We start from the raw sequence: 15171 nt of genomic DNA on the forward strand, positions 1-15171 counted from the left end.
GCACTCCCCTCCACACATCCGAGGAGCACCATGGCCGAGACCGCGCACCCCGAGATCCACGCCCTCGTCCGGAGCCTCGAGGACGCCTTCAACGACCACGACCCCGTCGCCCTGGGCGGCCACTTCGCACCCGACGCGCTGTGGACCAACGCCGCCGGAAGACGGATCCGGGGCCGGGAGGCCTTCGTCGCCTTCGGCAGGGAGGTCGCGCCGCGGCTGGCCGACGCCTACGCGCGCTACGAGGTGGTCGACGCCCTGGAGGTCCGCCCGGACGTGGTCGCCGTCCACGTGGCGCAGACCCCCGTGGACGCCGGCGGCGAGGTGACGGCGGCGCCGCGCGCCAGCGCGGTCTACGTCTTCGCCCGGGGCGAGCGGGGGTGGGAGATCGTCGTGGGCCAGAACACCGTCGTGGCGGGATGACCGCGCCCCCGCCGCGCCCCTCAGCGGGGGCCGGCCGCCGGTTCGGCGCTGCCCGCGCCGCCGCCGACCGCCGCGTCCCCGCGGGCCTCGGCCGCGGTGGGCAGGCTGGCGGACAGGCTCTCCCCGGTGTCGTTGAGCTTGTTGAGGAAGGGACGGGTGCGCGTGTAGGTGATGGAGGTCGCCGAACACGGGTCCACGCGCAGCCGCTGGAAGAGGTCCAGGTGCATCCCGAGGGCGTCGGCCACGATCGCCTTGATGATGTCCCCGTGGCTGCACACCACGTACACGGGCGGGGCGGCCGGAGGCCCCTCCGGATGAGCCCCCGGCGCGGACGGCGCCAGGAGCAGACGGCGGTTCCAGTCGCGGACCGCCTCCACCGCGCGGGCGGAGGCCGCGGCCAGCGCCTCGCCCCCGGGGAAGCGGACGGCGCTGGGGTGGTCCTGCACCACCCGCCAGAGCGGGTCGTCCGAGAGCTCGGCCAGGCCGCGCCCGGTCCAGGAGCCGTAGTCGCACTCCAGGAAGCGCTCGTCGCTGGTGACGGGCACGCCGAGCCGTTCGGCGATCGCCCCGGCGGTCTCCTGGCAGCGTTCGAGCGGGCTGGAGACCAGGGCCGCCGGGCGCAGCCCGTCCAGACGGGCGGCCAGGTCGGCCGCCTGGGCGCGGCCGGTGTCGTTGAGGTGGAGCCCCTCGGCCCGCCCCGCCAGGCGGGGGCCCGTGGCGTCGGTCATCCCGTGCCGGACGAGGACGAGGGTGACGGTCGCGGGCCGGGTGTCCCGGGGTGCTGGGTCCTGGGGTGTTGAGGGTGTCGCCATGGGCACCAGGGTAGGCCCGCGCCGCACGGGGCGGGCGGGAAGGCGGGCGACCGGGTACACCCGGCCCCGGGCGACCGCCGCCCCACGCCGCCAGGACGTCGGCGCCGGTCAGAGCGCTGCCGGAGGCGCGCGCGGCGGCCGTACCCCGGGACCGCGTCGGACGGACACGGTACTCTCCGCCGCATGGAACAGCGACAGGTGGGCAGATCAGGGCTCTGGGTGTCTCGTACCGCTCTCGGCACGATGACCTGGGGCAAGGACACCTCCGAGGAGGAGGCCGGGCAGCAGCTCACCGCGTTCGTCGACGCGGGCGGCACGCTGGTGGACACCGCCGACATCTACACCGGCGGCCAGAGCGAGCGGATCCTGGGGCGGCTGCTGCGCTCCTCGGTGCGCCGCGAGGACGTGGTGGTGGCCACCAAGACCGGCCACACCCCCGAGGGCTACCGGCCGGTGGACGCCTCCCGGCGGCACCTGCTGGCCTCCCTGGACTCCTCGCTGCGGCGCCTGCAGACCGACCACGTGGACCTGTGGCAGCTGCACGTGTACGACCCCGGCACCCCGCCCGAGGAGTCGCTGGCCGCGATGGAGGCGGCCGTGGCCGCGGGCAAGGCCCGCTACGTGGGCACCGGCAACCTGGAGGCCTGGCAGTTCGCCGCCCTGGCCACCTGGCAGCGCGCCCGGCCCGGACACGTGCCCCTGATCAGCGCGGGCGCCGAGTACTCCCTGCTCAACCGCGACGCCGACCACGGGCTGCGGCCCGCCGCCGCGGCGGCCGGGGCGCACGTGATCGCGTGGGCCCCGCTCGGCCGGGGGGTGCTCACCGCCAAGTACCGGGGCGGCACACCGCCGGACTCGCGCGGCGCCTTCCCCCACATGGCCTCCTACGTGGAGCCCTACCTGGACGACCGCAGCCGCCGGGTGGTGGAGTCGGTGTGCACCGCGGCCGAGGGCCTGGGCGTGTCCCCCCTGGCCGTGGCCCTGAGCTGGGCCCGCGACCAGGAGGGCGTGGCCGCCGCGGTGGTGGGGCCGCGCACCCTGCCGCAGCTGGAGGAGATCCTGCGCGTGGAGAGCGTGGAGCTGCCGCCCAAGATCCGCGACGCCCTGGACGACGCCACCGCGCGCGGCGGGCGCTGACCCCTCACACGCGCACGGCGGGCGCGATCGGGAAGTTCTTGTCGAACACCTGGTCCGGGTCGTACTCGGCCTTGAGGGCCCGCAGCCGCTCCAGGGTGGCCCCGGGGAAGGCCCGGGCGAGCACCTCGGGACCGGTGCGGGTGTCGAAGCTCAGGTACAGGCCCTCCATGTGCTCCTCCAGGTCCGCCCAGCGCGCGTCCAGGTCGGCGGCCCGCCGCGCCGTGCCCATCGCCGCCAGCGAGAAGTTCTGCGACCGGTGCGCGTAGGCGGTGGCGCCGGCGGCCACGTCGTTGACCGCGCCGCCGACCTGGCGCAGCTGCACGAACGCCGCGTCCCCCGAGGCGAGCATGGCGGCCGTGCCCTCGGCCGCCTCGGGGGTGATGTGGCGCAGCAGACCCGAGCGCGCCTCGGGCAGGCCGTGCCCCCGGTGCGGCCCGTCCGCGCCGACCAGGATCGCCGGGTAGGGGGCGAGCTGGGCGCGCTGGTCCAGGACCGGCCCCACCGCGAGGAAGGGCTCCAGCGCGCGCACGGCCGCGTCGGTGTCGCCGTCGGAGTGGACCACCATCGCCTGCGCCACGGGGCCGCCGCCCGCCCGCCCCGGCACCAGGGTGAGGAAGGCGGTGACCCCGCGCGGCGCCGCCTCGGCGGTCTCTCCCCAGGCCCGCAGGAAGGCGGCGGTGTCGGTGGCGTCGTAGGCGAACTGGCCCAGGACCACCTCGCGCACGGGCGCGGCCGTGACCTCGACCGCGGTGAGCACGCCGAAGTTGCCGCCCGCCCCGCGCATCGCCCAGAACAGGTCCGGGTGGTGCTCGGCGTCGGCGCGCAGCAGGCGCCCGTCGGCGGTGACCACCTCGGCCGCGGTGACGTTGTCGATGGTCAGCCCGTGGGACCGGGACAGGTAGCCCAGGCCGCCGGTGGTGGCCAGACCCCCCACGCCCACTCCCCCGTGGTCACCGGAGCTGATCGCCAGGCCGTGCGGGGCCAGGGCCCGCGCCACCTCGCCCCAGCGGGCCCCGGCGCCGAGCCGGACCAGGCCGGTGCCCGCGTCCAGGACCTCGGTCGCGTTCATCGCGGACAGGTCCACCACCACGCCCCCGTCGCCGGTGGAACGGCCGCTGATCCCGTGGCCGCCGCTGCGCACGTGCAGCTCCGCGTCCTGGGCGCGGGCGTAGGCCAGGGCCTCGGCGACCCGCTCGGCGGAGTCCGGGCGCAGCACCAGCCCCGGGGAACCGTGCTGCATGTAGCCGTGGCGGACCCGGGCGTAGGCGCGGTCACCGGGCTCCACCGCGCCCGACCGCAGGGTCTCGGGAACGGCGTCGTAGTCGATCCCGGGGCGGCGCGCGGCCAGGGCCGCGGCCGGGCGGACCGGGCCGGTCCGGACGCCCGTGCGCTCCCGCTCGGCCGCGACGGCCTCGCGCAGGGCGGGGGCCACCTCGGCGCCGAAGGTCCGGATGGCGCGCGGGTCGTCGGTGCCCACGATGAACGTGGCGAAGCCGTGTTCCAGGACCAGGGGCAGCAGGTCCTCCACCCACTGCTCGGGCGGCCCCTGGAGGAAGCCCCGGCCGGTGGGCAGGAAGGCGGTCTGGGCGAGGTTGAGCGCCCGGCGGATCTCGCGGGGGTCGCGTCCGGCCGCCCGGGCCGCCTCGTCGATGACTCGGTGGGACTCCGCCATGTCCTCGGGCTTGAGGTAGCCGAGGCTGGGCAGCCACCCGTCGGCCTTGGCGCCGACCAGGCGCAGCATCCGGGGCTTGTAGGCGCCCAGGCTGATCCCGATGGGGTGTGCGGGTTCGGGACCGCGCCTCATCCCGTTCACGGTGTGGTGCTCGCCCCTGACCCGCACGCCGCCGCGCGCGCCGGTGTCCCAGACCGCGCGGATGACGTCGATGCCCTCGCTGAGGGCGTCCACGGCCTGGCGCGGGGTCAGCCGTCGGGCGCCCATGGCCTCGATGCCGTCCCAGAAGGCCCCGGCGCCCAGGGCGAGTTCGAGGCGCCCGCCGGAGAGCAGGTCCAGGCTGGCCGCCGCCCGGGCCAGCATCGCGGGCGGGCGCAGCGGCAGGTTGAGCACGTTGGCCGACACGCGCAGGCGTGTGGTGCGCGCGGCCACCCAGCTCAGCAGGGTCCAGGTGTCGAGGAAGCCGGGGTTGTAGGGGTGGTCCTGGAAGGTGGCCAGGTCCAGGTCCGCGGCCTCGGTGGCCTCGGCGAGGGCGACGGTCCGCTCGGGGTCCTCCGCGGTGGGGGTGAGGAAACTGCCGAAGCTCAGGTGGTGTCCGTAGTCGGGCATGGTGTCGTCTCCAGGGGGCCAAGGTAGTTTGTTCAGCAAACGATGTTGTTAACAACTTATCTGGGAAACCACCTATTCCTGGTAGCCTGGGACCATGGCATCGACCACTCCCGAGACAGCGCCCGCCCCGAACCTGGGCTGGTCCCTGGCCGTGCTCCTGCGCCGCTGGCACGAGCGGGTCGAGGCCGAACTGGAGGAGCTCCCGCACGGCGGCCGGGGCTACAACGTGCTCGCCGCGGTCGCGCCCGGCGAGCACCCCACCCAGGCGGCCCTGGCCCAGCGGCTCCTCATCGACCGCAGCGTGATGACCTACCTGCTCGACGACCTGGAGGCGGCCGACCTCGTCCGGCGCCGGGTCGACCCCGACGACCGGCGGGTGCGGCGGGTGTGCGCCACCGAGCACGGGCGCGCCGTCCTGGCCCGGGTGCGCGCACGGGTGGAGCACGTCGAGGAGCAGGTCCTGGCCGGTCTGGACGAGCCCGCCCGCGCGCTGCTGCGCGACCTCGCCCAGCGGGCGGCCACCGCCGTGCAGGAGAGCGCGCCGCACACCGACCCGTGCGCGGCCGTCCGCCAGGTGGTCGGCAGGGACCGGAGCTGAACGTCCCCCCGAGTCGGTAGGCTCCCAGGGTCCGCGAACCGCACACGACGAGGGGAACCGCCCGAGGTGTCCGAGGCCGTCGAACAGCTCAGTACCGTCCTTGAGGGCATGGGCGCCCCGAGCGCCCTGGCACCCCGGCTGGCGACCGCGCTGGGGCCGGGTGCCGCCGCGCGGCTGGACGCGAACCCGTGGCTGCTGCTGCGCCTGCCCCAGGTGACCGTGGAACAGGCCGACTTCTGCGCCCGCCGGCACCTGGGCGAGGGCGCCCGCCCCGACGACCCCCGGCGGCTGGCGGAGTTCACCGCGCACGTCCTGCGGATGTCCGCGGCGCGCGGGCACACCGCCGTGGAGGAGAGGCGGCTGGCCACCGTGGTCGGCAAGCTGGGTGTGGCCGATCCCGCCGCCGCGCTGGAGGCGGCCGTGGCCGACGGTGCCGCCGTGGTGCTGGAGAGCCTCGACGAGGGCGACGACGACTTCGACTTCACCGAGGGCGGGGTACCGGAACTGCCCGACCCGGAGCGCTTCTACGCCCTGCCCGACGTGGGCCGCGCCGAGCAGCGGCTCGGCGGGCAGCTGCTGCGGCTGATCGGCGGCAACGACCCGATCATGGACTCGGCCACCGCCGCCGAGACCGTGGACGCGACCGCCGAGGCGCACGGGTTCACCCTCTCCGAACAGACGCGCGAGGCCCTGGTCACCGTGGCCCTGCGGCCGGTGACGGTCCTGCGGCACGGCCCTGGCGAGGCCGACGAGGTGGCCCGGGCCCTGGTGTGCATGGAGGCGATCGCCACCGACAGCCAGGTGGGGATGGCCCTGGCCGCACCGACCGCCCAGACGGCCGCGGCCGTCAACGCCGACCTGGCCCGGGTCCGCACCCCGGACGACGACGCCTCCCCCGTGGCGGCGCTGTCCCTGGCCCGGCTGCTCGAACAGGCCCCGTTGAAGGCCGGGCTCGTGGTGCTCTGCGAGGCGATGTCGGTGGGAACGGCCCGCGCCGCCGAACTCGCGTCGGTGTGCGCGGACGGCGCCCACCTCGTGCTGCTCGCCGACCCCGACCAGGCGCCCTCGGCCGCCCCGGGCCAGGTGGTGCTCGACGTGGCCGCCTCCCGGGTGGCGCACACGGCGCGGGTGGCCGGCACCGGAAGGCCCGGCCCGATCGCGGAACTGGCCGCCGCGGTGGCCGGGGGCGGGGTCCCCGAGGTGTCGGCCCCCGAGCGCGAGGTGGTGCGGGTGCCGGCCGCCTCGGCCGAGGAGGCGGCGCACCGCGTGGTGCAGCTGGTGACCGACTCGATCCCGCGCGCCCTGGGCATCGACGCCGCGCACGTGCAGGTCGTGGCCGCGCGCGAGGACGGCCCCGCGGGCGCCCGGGCGCTCAACGCCGCCTGCAAGGAGCGGCTGAACCCGGGGCCGGGCGCCCACGGCGGGTTCGATCCGGGAGACCGGGTGGTGCTCACCGCCCAGGGACCGGGCTACGGTCCGGGCGACACCGGACACCTGCGCGAGGTGGGCGGGAAGGCCGTGGTGGAGCTGGACGACGGCAGGCGGGTGGAGGTGGCCGACCCCTCGGCGCTGCGCCCCGGCTGGGCGGTCGCGGTGGCCGCCGCGCACGGGGGCCGCTGGCCCGCCGTGGTCGCGGTCTTCCCGCCGCAGGTGCCGGTCTCGCGCCCGCAGGTGTACACGGTGCTGACCCGGGCCGTCCGCCACGTGTCGCTGGTGGACGCCACCGGCGGCGCCCTGGAGACCGGCGTGCGGGAGAACCCGGCCCGGGAGCGCACGACCCGCCTGGTGCGCATCCTCCGCGAGGGGTAGGCCGCTTCCACCGCGGGGCCGAACCCCGTTGACCGTGTACTCGTGGCGAATCCGGGCGCCGGACCTCGCTACAAGCACAAGACCGCCCACGGCTGAGCCGTCAGCGCCGGGCTCGGGCACTCCTGCGGTGCCGAGGAGGGCCCGCCGCCCGCCGGTGCCGGCGAAGAGCGCGCCCAGCCCGCGGCGCCCGGTGTCGCGGCCCCGGTGATCGGCCCTCGGAGACCTCCGCACGGGTGCCCTGCTCGGCGCCGTGGCCGACGGTGCGCCGGGGCCGGAGACGCACCGCACCCAGCGCCCGCTCGTGGAGCACGCGTTCGAACGGGAGGCGCCGTACGCGGGTTGAGCGTCTCGGCACCCCCATGGCGCATTTCCCACCGATAGGATAGGGAATAGGGCATGCACATGATCGCGATACCCGCCGGGGAGATCGTCCTGCGGGACGAGGGCACCCGGACCGAGTGGGGGGTCGAGGTCGCCGCCTTCTCCCTGGCGGCGCACCCGGTGACCTGCGGACTGTACGCCGCCCCCGGCTCCGGGACCCCGGACGGCCCCCGGGTCCCGGTGGCCGAGGTCTCCTGGCTGGACGCCGTCCGCTTCTGCGACCGGCTCTCCCGCGCGGAGGGCCTCACCCCCTGCTACTCCCCGGGCGGGGACCCCGACGCCCTGGACACGGCCTGGGACCGGGAGGCCGACGGCTACCGCCTGCCCACCGAGGCGGAGTGGGAGTACGCCTGCCGGGCGGGGTCCTCCGAGGTCCGCCACGGCGACCTGGACGCGATCGCCTGGCACCGCGCCAACTCCGGCTCCCGGGCGCACGAGGTGGCCACCCGGGAGCCCAACGCCTGGGGGCTGCACGACACGATCGGCAACGTGTGGGAGTGGTGCTGGGACCTCTACGACCCCGCCGTCTACGGCCCCTACCGCGTCTTCCGCGGCGGTGGCTGGAACGACCTCCCCCACGGCTGCCGGGCCTCGTGCCGCCGCAGGAGCCACCCGACCCTGCGGGTGGACGATCTCGGCTTCCGCCTGGCTCGTTCACGGTAAAAATGGACAATATCCACCTTTACCACGTAGATCATCCAAAATGCCCCAGGCTCAGACCCGGTCCAGGAAACCTCCGTCGACCACCAGGTTCTGCCCGGTGACGAAGGCGGCGGCCGGGCTGGCCAGGAAGGCCACGGCGCGGGCGACCTCCTCCGGGCGCCCCAGACGGCCGTAGGGGATGCGCTCGCGGATGCTCTCGTAGAACTCCGGGTCGTTCTCGCGGCGGCGCGCCCATCCCCCGCCCGGGAACTCGATCGGCCCGGGCGAGACGGTGTTGACCCGCACGCCCCGGCCCGCCCACGCGCGGGCCAGCGAGGCGGCGTGGTGGTTGAGCGCGGCCTTGACCGCGCCGTAGGAGCGGGGACCGGCGGGCGGGGTGACGTGCAGCGCCGAGGTGGTGGAGACCAGCACCACCGCCCCGCGCCCGGAGGCGGCCAGATGCGGCTCGGCCGCCTCGGTCAGGCGCACGAACGGCATCAGGTCGGCCGCGAAACCGCGCTCCCACTGGTCCGGGGTGGGCGCGCTGCCCCCGGAGACGTTGGAGACCAGCACGTCCAGGCCGCCGAGGTCGGCGGCGGCCTCCTCGACGAAGGCGGGCAGCGCCTCGTGGTCGGTCACGTCCAGGGGCCGGGCGAACACCCTCACCCCGGTCGAGCTCAGCTCCCCCGCGGCCTCGGCCAGCGGCACGGGGGTGCGCGCGCAGACCGCCAGGTCCGCGCCCTCCTCGGCGAACACCTGGGCGACGGCCCGGCCGATCCCCCTGCTGGCCCCGGTCACGAGTACCCGTGCCCCCGACAGTCCCAGATCCATACCGTCCCCTCCGACGCGCTCCACCGGTCAGCTCCGACCGCCCGCCGCGCCCGGACCGCACCGGCCGCGTGCGGCAAGCGAACGGGCGGGCCGCCCAGGGGCGGCCCGCCCGCGTCAACCTACCGCACCGGAGCGCGGGGATCAGGCACCGGTGGAGTGGAAACCGCCGTCGACGTGGACGATCTCGCCGGTGGTGGCCGGGAACCAGTCCGAGAGCAGCGCCACGACCGCCTTCGCGGCGGGCTCGGGGTCGCTGACGTCCCAGCCCAGCGGGGCGCGCTCGGGCCAGTGCTTGGCCAGCTCGGCGAAGCCGGGGATGCTGCGGGCGGCCATCGTGCTCAGCGGCCCGGCCGAGACCAGGTTGACCCGGATGCTCTGGTCGCCGACGTAGCGCGCCAGGTAGCGGGCGGTGGAGGTCAGCGCGGACTTGGCCACGCCCATCCAGTCGTAGATGGGGTAGGAGACGCTGTTGTCGAAGTCCAGGGCCACCACCGAGCCGCCGTTCTTCATGAGCGGCATGAGGGAGGTGGTCAGCGACTTCAGGGAGAAGGTGGAGGTGTGCATGGCCGTGGCCACGTCCGACCACTCGGTGTTGAGGAAGTTGCCGCCCAGGGCGTCCTGCGGGGTGAAGCCGATGGAGTGCACGACGCCGTCCAGGCCGTCGACGTGCTCGCCCACGCGCGCGGCCAGCGTGCCCAGCTGCTCGTCGTCGGTGACGTCCAGCTCCAGGACGGGCGGCGTCTCGGGCAGGCGCTTGGCGATGCGCTCCACCAGGCTCAGGCGGCCGTAGCCGGTGAGGACGACCGTGGCGCCCTGCTCCTGGGCCAGGCGGGCGACGTGGAAGGCGATGGAGGAGTCGGTGAGCACCCCGGTGACGAGGATGCGCTTACCTTCGAGGATTCCCATGGTTCGGGTGTCCGTCCTGTCTGTGGTCGTGGCCGGGGGAGAGGCGCCCCGGCAGGTGGGAGGGGCGGGGTCAGTGCCCCATGCCGAGGCCGCCGTCAACCGGGATGACGGCGCCGGTGATGTAGGAGCCGCCGGGTCCGGCGAGGAAGGACACCGTGCGGGCGATGTCCTCGGTGCCGCCGATGCGGCCCAGCGGAACGCTCTTCCTGATCTCGGCCCGGCGCTCCTCGGGCAGGGCCGCGGTCATGTCGGTCTCGATGAACCCGGGGGCGACGACGTTGACCGTGATGTTGCGTGAACCGAGCTCGCGGGCCAGGGAGCGGCCGAAGCCGACCAGCCCGGCCTTGGACGCGGCGTAGTTGGCCTGCCCGCCGGAGCCGAGGAGGCCGACCACGGAGGAGATGAGGATGACGCGGCCCGAGCGCTTGCGCATCATGCCGCGCACCGCGCGCTTGGTGACGCGGAAGGAACCGGTGAGGTTGGTGTCCAGGACGGAGGAGAAGTCCTCCTCGCTCATGAGGGCCAGGAGCTGGTCCTTGGTGATCCCGGCGTTGGCCACGAGCACCTCGACCGGCCCCTGCACCTCCTCCACCTCCTTGAAGGCGGCGTCGACCTGGGCGGAGTCGGTGATGTCGCAGCGGACGCCCAGCAGCCCCTCCGGGGGCTCGCCGGAACGGTAGGTCACCGCGACGCTGTCTCCTCCCGCGGCCAGCTCACGGGCGATGGCCAGGCCGATTCCGCGGTTGCCGCCGGTGACCAGTACCGAGCGCGACATAGGGGCTCCTCTTCTCCTGCGGCTGCTGTGAACAGCCACGACGTTTGCCAAGGGGGTGGGATCGCATTGCAGCGTACCGAGCTACCCGGCGGTAAACGCAACCGAGGTGGGGAACCGCCCCAACGCCCTGACCACGGGTGCTTTCGGACCTCCTGCGGGGTCTCGGTGAAGGGCGGGCGGAGGAGTGATGTGTGTCACCGTGCCCGGCGGGCGCCCGGGCCGCGCAGGTCGTCAGGGAGGCAGACCGCCCCGGAACGCGAGCAGGATCGTGGAAGCGCGGCGGCCCGCGGAGGGTGCAGGATCGTGCGGAGCGATCCGTGGAACGGAAGGACAGGCACGATGATCAGACGGTTGTGGCACGGATGGGCCGCCGGCGCCGACGCGGACGCCTACGAACGCCTGCTGCTCGACGAGGTCCTCCCCGGCATCGCCGCCCGGAACCTGCCGGGGCTGCGCGGCCTGGAGGCGTGGCGCCGCGCGGAGAAGGGGGGCGAGGTGGAGTTCTTGACCGTCATGTCCTTCGACGACATGCGGGCCGTGGCCGCGTTCACCGGCGGCGACCCCGAGGCCTCGGTGGTACCGGAGCGCGCCCGCGCCCTGCTGTCGCGGTTCGACGAGCGGTCCGCGCACTACGGCCTGATCGGCACGGCCCCGGCCGTCACGCCGTGAGCTCCCCGCGGCCGCCGCTGCGCTTCGCGACGCTCGCCGACACCGGAGGGGTGAGGGTCACGGAGGTGCTCTGCTCGGCCCCGCGCGCGCCTCTGGGAGGGGAGGAGTCCGCCGACCTGTCGCGCCTGGTCCTGCCGACGGGCGGGGTGTTCTCCTGCCGGGTGCGGCGGACGGCCCACGTCATGGAACCGGGGAGCGCGCTGCTGCTGCGCCCCGACGAGCCCTACCGGTTCGGCCATCCCGCCGCCGGCGGTGACACGTGCCTGGTGGTGGCCCTGGCCCCGGGCCTGTGGGAGGAGGCGGCCGGGCCCGGGGCGCTCGAGGCGGGCCGCCTGCCGCTGGGCGTCCGGGAACAGCTCGCGACGCTCTCGTTCCGCCGTGCGGTACGCGACCTCGCCCACGATCCGGACGCGGTGCGGGAGGCGGCCCTCATCCGGGTGGCGGAGGTCCTCGGGGCCTGCGCCCGCCCTGACGGGAACCCCGGCGGCCGGGTGCCCCTTCTCCACCGCCGCCTGGCCCGCACCGCCGCCGCCTTCGTCGCCGAACACCACGCCGAGCCGATCCCCCGGTTGTTGGACGCGGCCGCAGCGGCGGCGGGCTGCTCCCCCTACCACCTGGCCCGGGTCTTCCGGTCGGTGCAGGGGGTCACCCTCCACGGGTTCCGCGAGCGGTTGCGCGTGGCGTCCGCGCTGCGGGCCCTCGCGGAGGGAGCCGACGACCTCGCGTCCCTGGCCACCTCGCTGGGTTATGCCAGCCACTCCCACCTCACCGGACGGCTGCGCCGGGTGACGGGCTCCACCCCGTCCGCGGTGCGCGACCTGCTGCACGGCGGCGGAGGCGGGCGGCGCCCGTGAGGGGCGGCGCGCCCCGTCCCGCGGCGCTCAGACCCAGCCCGCGTCGTGGGCGGCGATGGCTGCCTGCACCCGGTTGGACATGCCCAGCTTGGCCAGGATCCGGCTCACGTGCGCCTTGACCGTGGCCTCGCGCATCCCCAGCGCGCGCCCGGCCTCGGCGTTGGACATGCCCCGGGCCACCGCCACCAGGACGGAGCTCTCGCGTTCGCTGAGCACCGACAGGCGGCGCTCGGCCTCGGCCCGGCCCGCGGCCGAGTCGGCGGGCGCGGGCGAGGCGAAGCGTTCGAGCATGCGCTTGGTGACGCTGGGGGCGAGCATGGCGTTGCCCTCGTGGACGGTGCGCACGGCGGCGATGAGGTCGCGCGGCGGGGTGTCCTTGAGCAGGAAGCCCACCGCCCCGGTGCGCAGCGCGGCGTGCACGTACTCGTCCAGGTCGAAGGTGGTCAGCAGGACCACGCGGGGCGGCTCGGGCAGGGCGGTGAGCCGGGCGGCGGCGGTGATGCCGTCGGTGCCGGGCATGCGGATGTCGAGCAGGACCACGTCGGGGGCCAGCTCCCGGGCCAGGCGCACGGCCTCCTCGCCGTCGCCGCCCTCCCCCACCACCTCGATGTCGGGGGCGGCGTCCAGGATCATCCGCAGGCCGGACCTGACCAGGAGTTCGTCATCGACCAGGAGCGTGCGGATCACCGTCGGGGGCCTCGTCTTCCGTGCCGGAGGGACTGTCGGTTCGCAAGATAGCGCGCATACGCCATCCGCCGTCGGGGCAGGGACCGGCGGTCAGGTCGCCGCCCGCCAGGACCACGCGCTCGTGCAGCCCGGTCAGCCCGAACCCGCTGCGGGGCATCGGCGGGACCGGCGCGGCGGCGGGGCCGTTGGCCACCTCCACCTCCAGGCGGCCCGGATTCCGGTGCAGGCGCAGGGTGACGGCGGCGCCGGGCGCGTGCTTGGCCGCGTTGGTCAGCCCCTCCTGGACGATGCGGTAGGCGGTGCGCTGCACGCCCGCGGGCAGCGGCGGGCCCTGCCCGGTGTCCTCCCGGGTGACCTCCATCCCGGCGGCGCGCCACTCCCCCACCAGCCGTTCCAGGTCGGCCAGGACGGGCTGCGGGGCGGTGGGCGCGGCGGCGGTGTCGTCGCGCAGCACGCCCAGGATGCCGCGCAGCTCCGACAGCGCCTCGCGGCCGGTGGTTCGGATGAGTCCGGCGGCCTCCACGGTGCGCGGGTCGGTGGCCGAGACCTCCAGGCCGCCCGCGTGCAGGACCATGAGGCTGACCCGGTGCGCGACCACGTCGTGCATCTCGCGGGCGATGCGGGTGCGCTCGGCGGTGATGGCCTGTTCGGCCATCATGTGCTGCTCCCGCTCCAGGCGCGCGGCCCGCTCCTGGAGCCGGTCGATGAGCTGGCGGCGGGTGCCCACCCACAGGCCGAAGGTCATCGGGATGACCAGCAGTATCCCGATGAGGAACACCTGGCCCACGAAGTTGGCCTGGTATGCGGTGACCATGGCCAGGCCGTACAGGGCGAACCAGCCCACCAGCAGGCGCCGGTTGCCGAAGTAGAGCGCGTAGGAGTAGAGGGCGATCGCCGCCGGGACGAAGTTGCCGTAGAGCAGCAGCAGCGCGAACCCGGTGACGAGCAGCCACTGGGGCCGGATCCGCCGCAGGAACACCGCCGCCGCGGCCCAGACCGCGGGGGCGACGAAGAGGAGCATCCCCATGATCAGGGTGAACGGGACGGAGAAGAGGCCCAGGGCGTCCGGGAGCGGGACCAGCAGACGCCCCAGAACACCGATGCCGCCGGTGGAGGCCACCTGCACCAGCAGGCTGAAGGGCAGCGGCAGGACGGCGTACAGGGCGTCGGCGATGACCAGGCGGCGGCTCCACCACCAGTCCCGGTTCCTGCTCCACAGGGCGCCGAAGGCTCTGCCCCGGGCGTCCACCCAGCTCCTCATGGAGCGGAGTCTACGGCCGGGGCCGCGGTGTCCCCCGTCACGGGCGCGCGGCCGCACCCTTGCCGGACGGGACGGCGATGCACGCGTCTTCGCACTCCAACGGGGGTTTCCGGCGTGTCCGTCACGCGGGGTGAGAAGACCGCCCCCGACGAAAGTCGGTGCCCGGCCCGACGAAGGAGTCGCGAACCCCGTGCCCGTCCGTCCCTTCGTCCGTCCCGGAAATCGGCCCCGGGGCGGAGGTTCCGGAGGCATGCCCGCCCCTAGCGTGGTGGGGTGCCGAGGCCCGGACCCGCCCGGCGCGTACCCACCGTCTTCCCATCCGCATGGAGCTGTCTGCCGTGACCGAGTCCCCTGTGAAGCCCAACCCCGCGGTCGCCCCGCCGCCGGTGGTGGTCGCCCGCGGCCTCACCAAGACCTACGACACCGGCGACAGCCAGGTGCACGCCCTGGCCGGAGTGGACGTGGAGTTCCACCGGGGCGCCTTCACCGCCATCATGGGTCCCTCCGGTTCGGGCAAGTCCACCCTGATGCACTGCCTGGCCGGGCTGGACGTGCCCACCTCCGGGACCGTGCACCTGGGCCGCACCCAGATCACGGGACTGCGCGACGCGGAGCTGACGCTGCTGCGCCGCGACCGGATCGGGTTCATCTTCCAGTCGTTCAACCTGCTGCCCATGCTCACCGCCGAGCAGAACATCCTGCTGCCCTCGCAGATCGCCCGGCGCGGGATCGACAAGGCTCGGTTCGACCACATCATCGACGTGGTGGGCCTGCGCGACCGGCTCCACCACCTGCCCGCCAAGCTCTCCGGCGGCCAGCAGCAGCGCGTGGCCGTGGCCCGCGCCCTGCTCAACGCCCCCGAGGTGGTCTACGCCGACGAGCCCACCGGAAACCTGGACTCGCGCTCGGGCACCGAGGTGCTGCGGTTCCTGCGCGACTCGGCGCGCGACCTCAACCAGACCGTCGTCATGGTCACCCACGACCCCGTCGCCGCCTCCTACGCCGACCGCGTGGTCTTCCTGCGCGACGGCCGCCTCGTGGACGAGGTCGCCGAGCCCACCGCCGAACTGGTCTCCGCCCGTCTGCTGAAGCTGGAAGAGGGCTAGGG

15 protein-coding genes are annotated in these 15171 nt (G+C 75.1%); 8 read left to right on the forward strand and 7 right to left on the reverse strand.

Annotated features, from left to right (window positions below; translation table 11 throughout):
• Nucleotides 1–30 precede the first annotated feature (30 nt).
• Nucleotides 31–420, forward strand: coding sequence for an SgcJ/EcaC family oxidoreductase (locus FYW95_RS06945; RefSeq protein ID WP_159942033.1), 390 nt, complete (start codon nucleotides 31–33; stop codon nucleotides 418–420).
• Nucleotides 421–440: 20 nt separating this feature from the next.
• On the opposite strand, the gene FYW95_RS06950 is transcribed toward FYW95_RS06945, so the two are convergent.
• Nucleotides 441–1232 carry an MSMEG_4193 family putative phosphomutase gene (locus FYW95_RS06950; protein ID WP_159942032.1) on the reverse strand — a complete coding sequence of 264 codons (792 nt, stop codon included), beginning with the start codon at nucleotides 1230–1232 and terminating at the stop codon, nucleotides 441–443.
• Nucleotides 1233–1415: 183 nt separating this feature from the next.
• Between FYW95_RS06950 and FYW95_RS06955 the strand changes: the two genes are divergently transcribed.
• Nucleotides 1416–2369, forward strand: coding sequence for an aldo/keto reductase (locus tag FYW95_RS06955; RefSeq protein WP_201294739.1), 954 nt, complete (start codon nucleotides 1416–1418; stop codon nucleotides 2367–2369).
• Between the two features lie 4 nt (nucleotides 2370–2373).
• On the opposite strand, the gene FYW95_RS06960 is transcribed toward FYW95_RS06955, so the two are convergent.
• Nucleotides 2374–4650, reverse strand: a complete 2277-nt coding sequence (locus FYW95_RS06960) for an LLM class flavin-dependent oxidoreductase (protein WP_159942031.1) — start codon at nucleotides 4648–4650, stop codon at nucleotides 2374–2376.
• 94 nt (nucleotides 4651–4744) lie between these two features.
• Here FYW95_RS06960 and FYW95_RS06965 point away from each other — a divergent pair, with 94 nt between their 5' ends.
• From FYW95_RS06965 to FYW95_RS06975, 3 genes are all read left to right on the forward strand, one after another.
• The gene (locus FYW95_RS06965; protein WP_159942030.1) at nucleotides 4745–5248 is read left to right on the forward strand and encodes a MarR family winged helix-turn-helix transcriptional regulator; all 504 of its coding nucleotides are present in this window, start codon (nucleotides 4745–4747) and stop codon (nucleotides 5246–5248) included.
• A 66-nt stretch (nucleotides 5249–5314) separates the two neighbouring features.
• Nucleotides 5315–7057 carry a helix-hairpin-helix domain-containing protein gene (locus FYW95_RS06970; protein ID WP_160050183.1) on the forward strand — a complete coding sequence of 581 codons (1743 nt, stop codon included), beginning with the start codon at nucleotides 5315–5317 and terminating at the stop codon, nucleotides 7055–7057.
• Between the two features lie 402 nt (nucleotides 7058–7459).
• Nucleotides 7460–8101: a formylglycine-generating enzyme family protein gene (locus FYW95_RS06975; RefSeq protein ID WP_160050184.1), complete on the forward strand. Its 642-nt coding sequence runs from the start codon at nucleotides 7460–7462 to the stop codon at nucleotides 8099–8101.
• 51 nt (nucleotides 8102–8152) lie between these two features.
• On the opposite strand, the gene FYW95_RS06980 is transcribed toward FYW95_RS06975, so the two are convergent.
• The 3 genes from FYW95_RS06980 to FYW95_RS06990 form a co-directional block, all read right to left on the reverse strand.
• Nucleotides 8153–8911: an SDR family NAD(P)-dependent oxidoreductase gene (locus FYW95_RS06980; protein WP_159942027.1), complete on the reverse strand. Its 759-nt coding sequence runs from the start codon at nucleotides 8909–8911 to the stop codon at nucleotides 8153–8155.
• Between the two features lie 141 nt (nucleotides 8912–9052).
• Nucleotides 9053–9817 carry an enoyl-ACP reductase FabI gene (fabI, locus tag FYW95_RS06985; RefSeq protein ID WP_160050185.1) on the reverse strand — a complete coding sequence of 255 codons (765 nt, stop codon included), beginning with the start codon at nucleotides 9815–9817 and terminating at the stop codon, nucleotides 9053–9055.
• A gap of 70 nt (nucleotides 9818–9887) precedes the next feature.
• A complete protein-coding gene (locus tag FYW95_RS06990) occupies nucleotides 9888–10592 on the reverse strand; it encodes a beta-ketoacyl-ACP reductase (RefSeq protein ID WP_159942025.1) in 705 nt (234 codons plus the stop codon).
• 339 nt (nucleotides 10593–10931) lie between these two features.
• Here FYW95_RS06990 and FYW95_RS06995 point away from each other — a divergent pair, with 339 nt between their 5' ends.
• Nucleotides 10932–11261 (forward strand): antibiotic biosynthesis monooxygenase, encoded by a 330-nt coding sequence (locus FYW95_RS06995; RefSeq protein ID WP_159942024.1) that lies wholly within the window; start codon nucleotides 10932–10934, stop codon nucleotides 11259–11261.
• Nucleotides 11258–12115, forward strand: coding sequence for a helix-turn-helix transcriptional regulator (locus FYW95_RS07000; protein ID WP_160050186.1), 858 nt, complete (start codon nucleotides 11258–11260; stop codon nucleotides 12113–12115). The genes FYW95_RS06995 and FYW95_RS07000 overlap by 4 nt, the downstream gene beginning before the upstream one ends.
• A 27-nt stretch (nucleotides 12116–12142) precedes the next feature.
• On the opposite strand, the gene FYW95_RS07005 is transcribed toward FYW95_RS07000, so the two are convergent.
• Both FYW95_RS07005 and FYW95_RS07010 read right to left on the reverse strand, forming a co-directional pair.
• Nucleotides 12143–12802, reverse strand: coding sequence for a response regulator (locus FYW95_RS07005; RefSeq protein WP_159942022.1), 660 nt, complete (start codon nucleotides 12800–12802; stop codon nucleotides 12143–12145).
• The gene (locus FYW95_RS07010; RefSeq protein WP_159942021.1) at nucleotides 12777–14063 is read right to left on the reverse strand and encodes a sensor histidine kinase; all 1287 of its coding nucleotides are present in this window, start codon (nucleotides 14061–14063) and stop codon (nucleotides 12777–12779) included. The genes FYW95_RS07005 and FYW95_RS07010 overlap by 26 nt, the downstream gene beginning before the upstream one ends.
• Nucleotides 14064–14401: 338 nt before the next feature.
• On the opposite strand from FYW95_RS07010, the gene FYW95_RS07015 reads away from it, so the two are divergent.
• Nucleotides 14402–15169 (forward strand): ABC transporter ATP-binding protein, encoded by a 768-nt coding sequence (locus tag FYW95_RS07015; RefSeq protein WP_236567719.1) that lies wholly within the window; start codon nucleotides 14402–14404, stop codon nucleotides 15167–15169.
• The last annotated feature ends 2 nt before the right edge of the window (nucleotides 15170–15171 follow it).

This window comes from Nocardiopsis sp. FR4 (genome assembly GCF_009830945.1).
Taxonomy (GTDB): domain Bacteria; phylum Actinomycetota; class Actinomycetes; order Streptosporangiales; family Streptosporangiaceae; genus Nocardiopsis.

Excerpts from the sequence above, each read along its gene's own strand:
- FYW95_RS07010 (WP_159942021.1), bottom strand. The coding sequence starts at position 14,063 with ATGAGGAGCTGGGTGGACGCCCGGGGCAGAGCCTTCGGCGCCCTGTGG.
- FYW95_RS06945 (WP_159942033.1), top strand. The coding sequence starts at position 31 with ATGGCCGAGACCGCGCACCCCGAGATCCACGCCCTCGTCCGGAGCCTC.
- FYW95_RS06975 (WP_160050184.1), top strand. The coding sequence starts at position 7,460 with ATGATCGCGATACCCGCCGGGGAGATCGTCCTGCGGGACGAGGGCACC.
- FYW95_RS06965 (WP_159942030.1), top strand. The coding sequence starts at position 4,745 with ATGGCATCGACCACTCCCGAGACAGCGCCCGCCCCGAACCTGGGCTGG.
- FYW95_RS06955 (WP_201294739.1), top strand. The coding sequence starts at position 1,416 with ATGGAACAGCGACAGGTGGGCAGATCAGGGCTCTGGGTGTCTCGTACC.
- FYW95_RS06995 (WP_159942024.1), top strand. The coding sequence starts at position 10,932 with ATGATCAGACGGTTGTGGCACGGATGGGCCGCCGGCGCCGACGCGGAC.
- FYW95_RS06990 (WP_159942025.1), bottom strand. The coding sequence starts at position 10,592 with ATGTCGCGCTCGGTACTGGTCACCGGCGGCAACCGCGGAATCGGCCTG.
- FYW95_RS06960 (WP_159942031.1), bottom strand. The coding sequence starts at position 4,650 with ATGCCCGACTACGGACACCACCTGAGCTTCGGCAGTTTCCTCACCCCC.
- fabI (WP_160050185.1), bottom strand. The coding sequence starts at position 9,817 with ATGGGAATCCTCGAAGGTAAGCGCATCCTCGTCACCGGGGTGCTCACC.
- FYW95_RS06980 (WP_159942027.1), bottom strand. The coding sequence starts at position 8,911 with ATGGATCTGGGACTGTCGGGGGCACGGGTACTCGTGACCGGGGCCAGC.
- FYW95_RS06950 (WP_159942032.1), bottom strand. The coding sequence starts at position 1,232 with ATGGCGACACCCTCAACACCCCAGGACCCAGCACCCCGGGACACCCGG.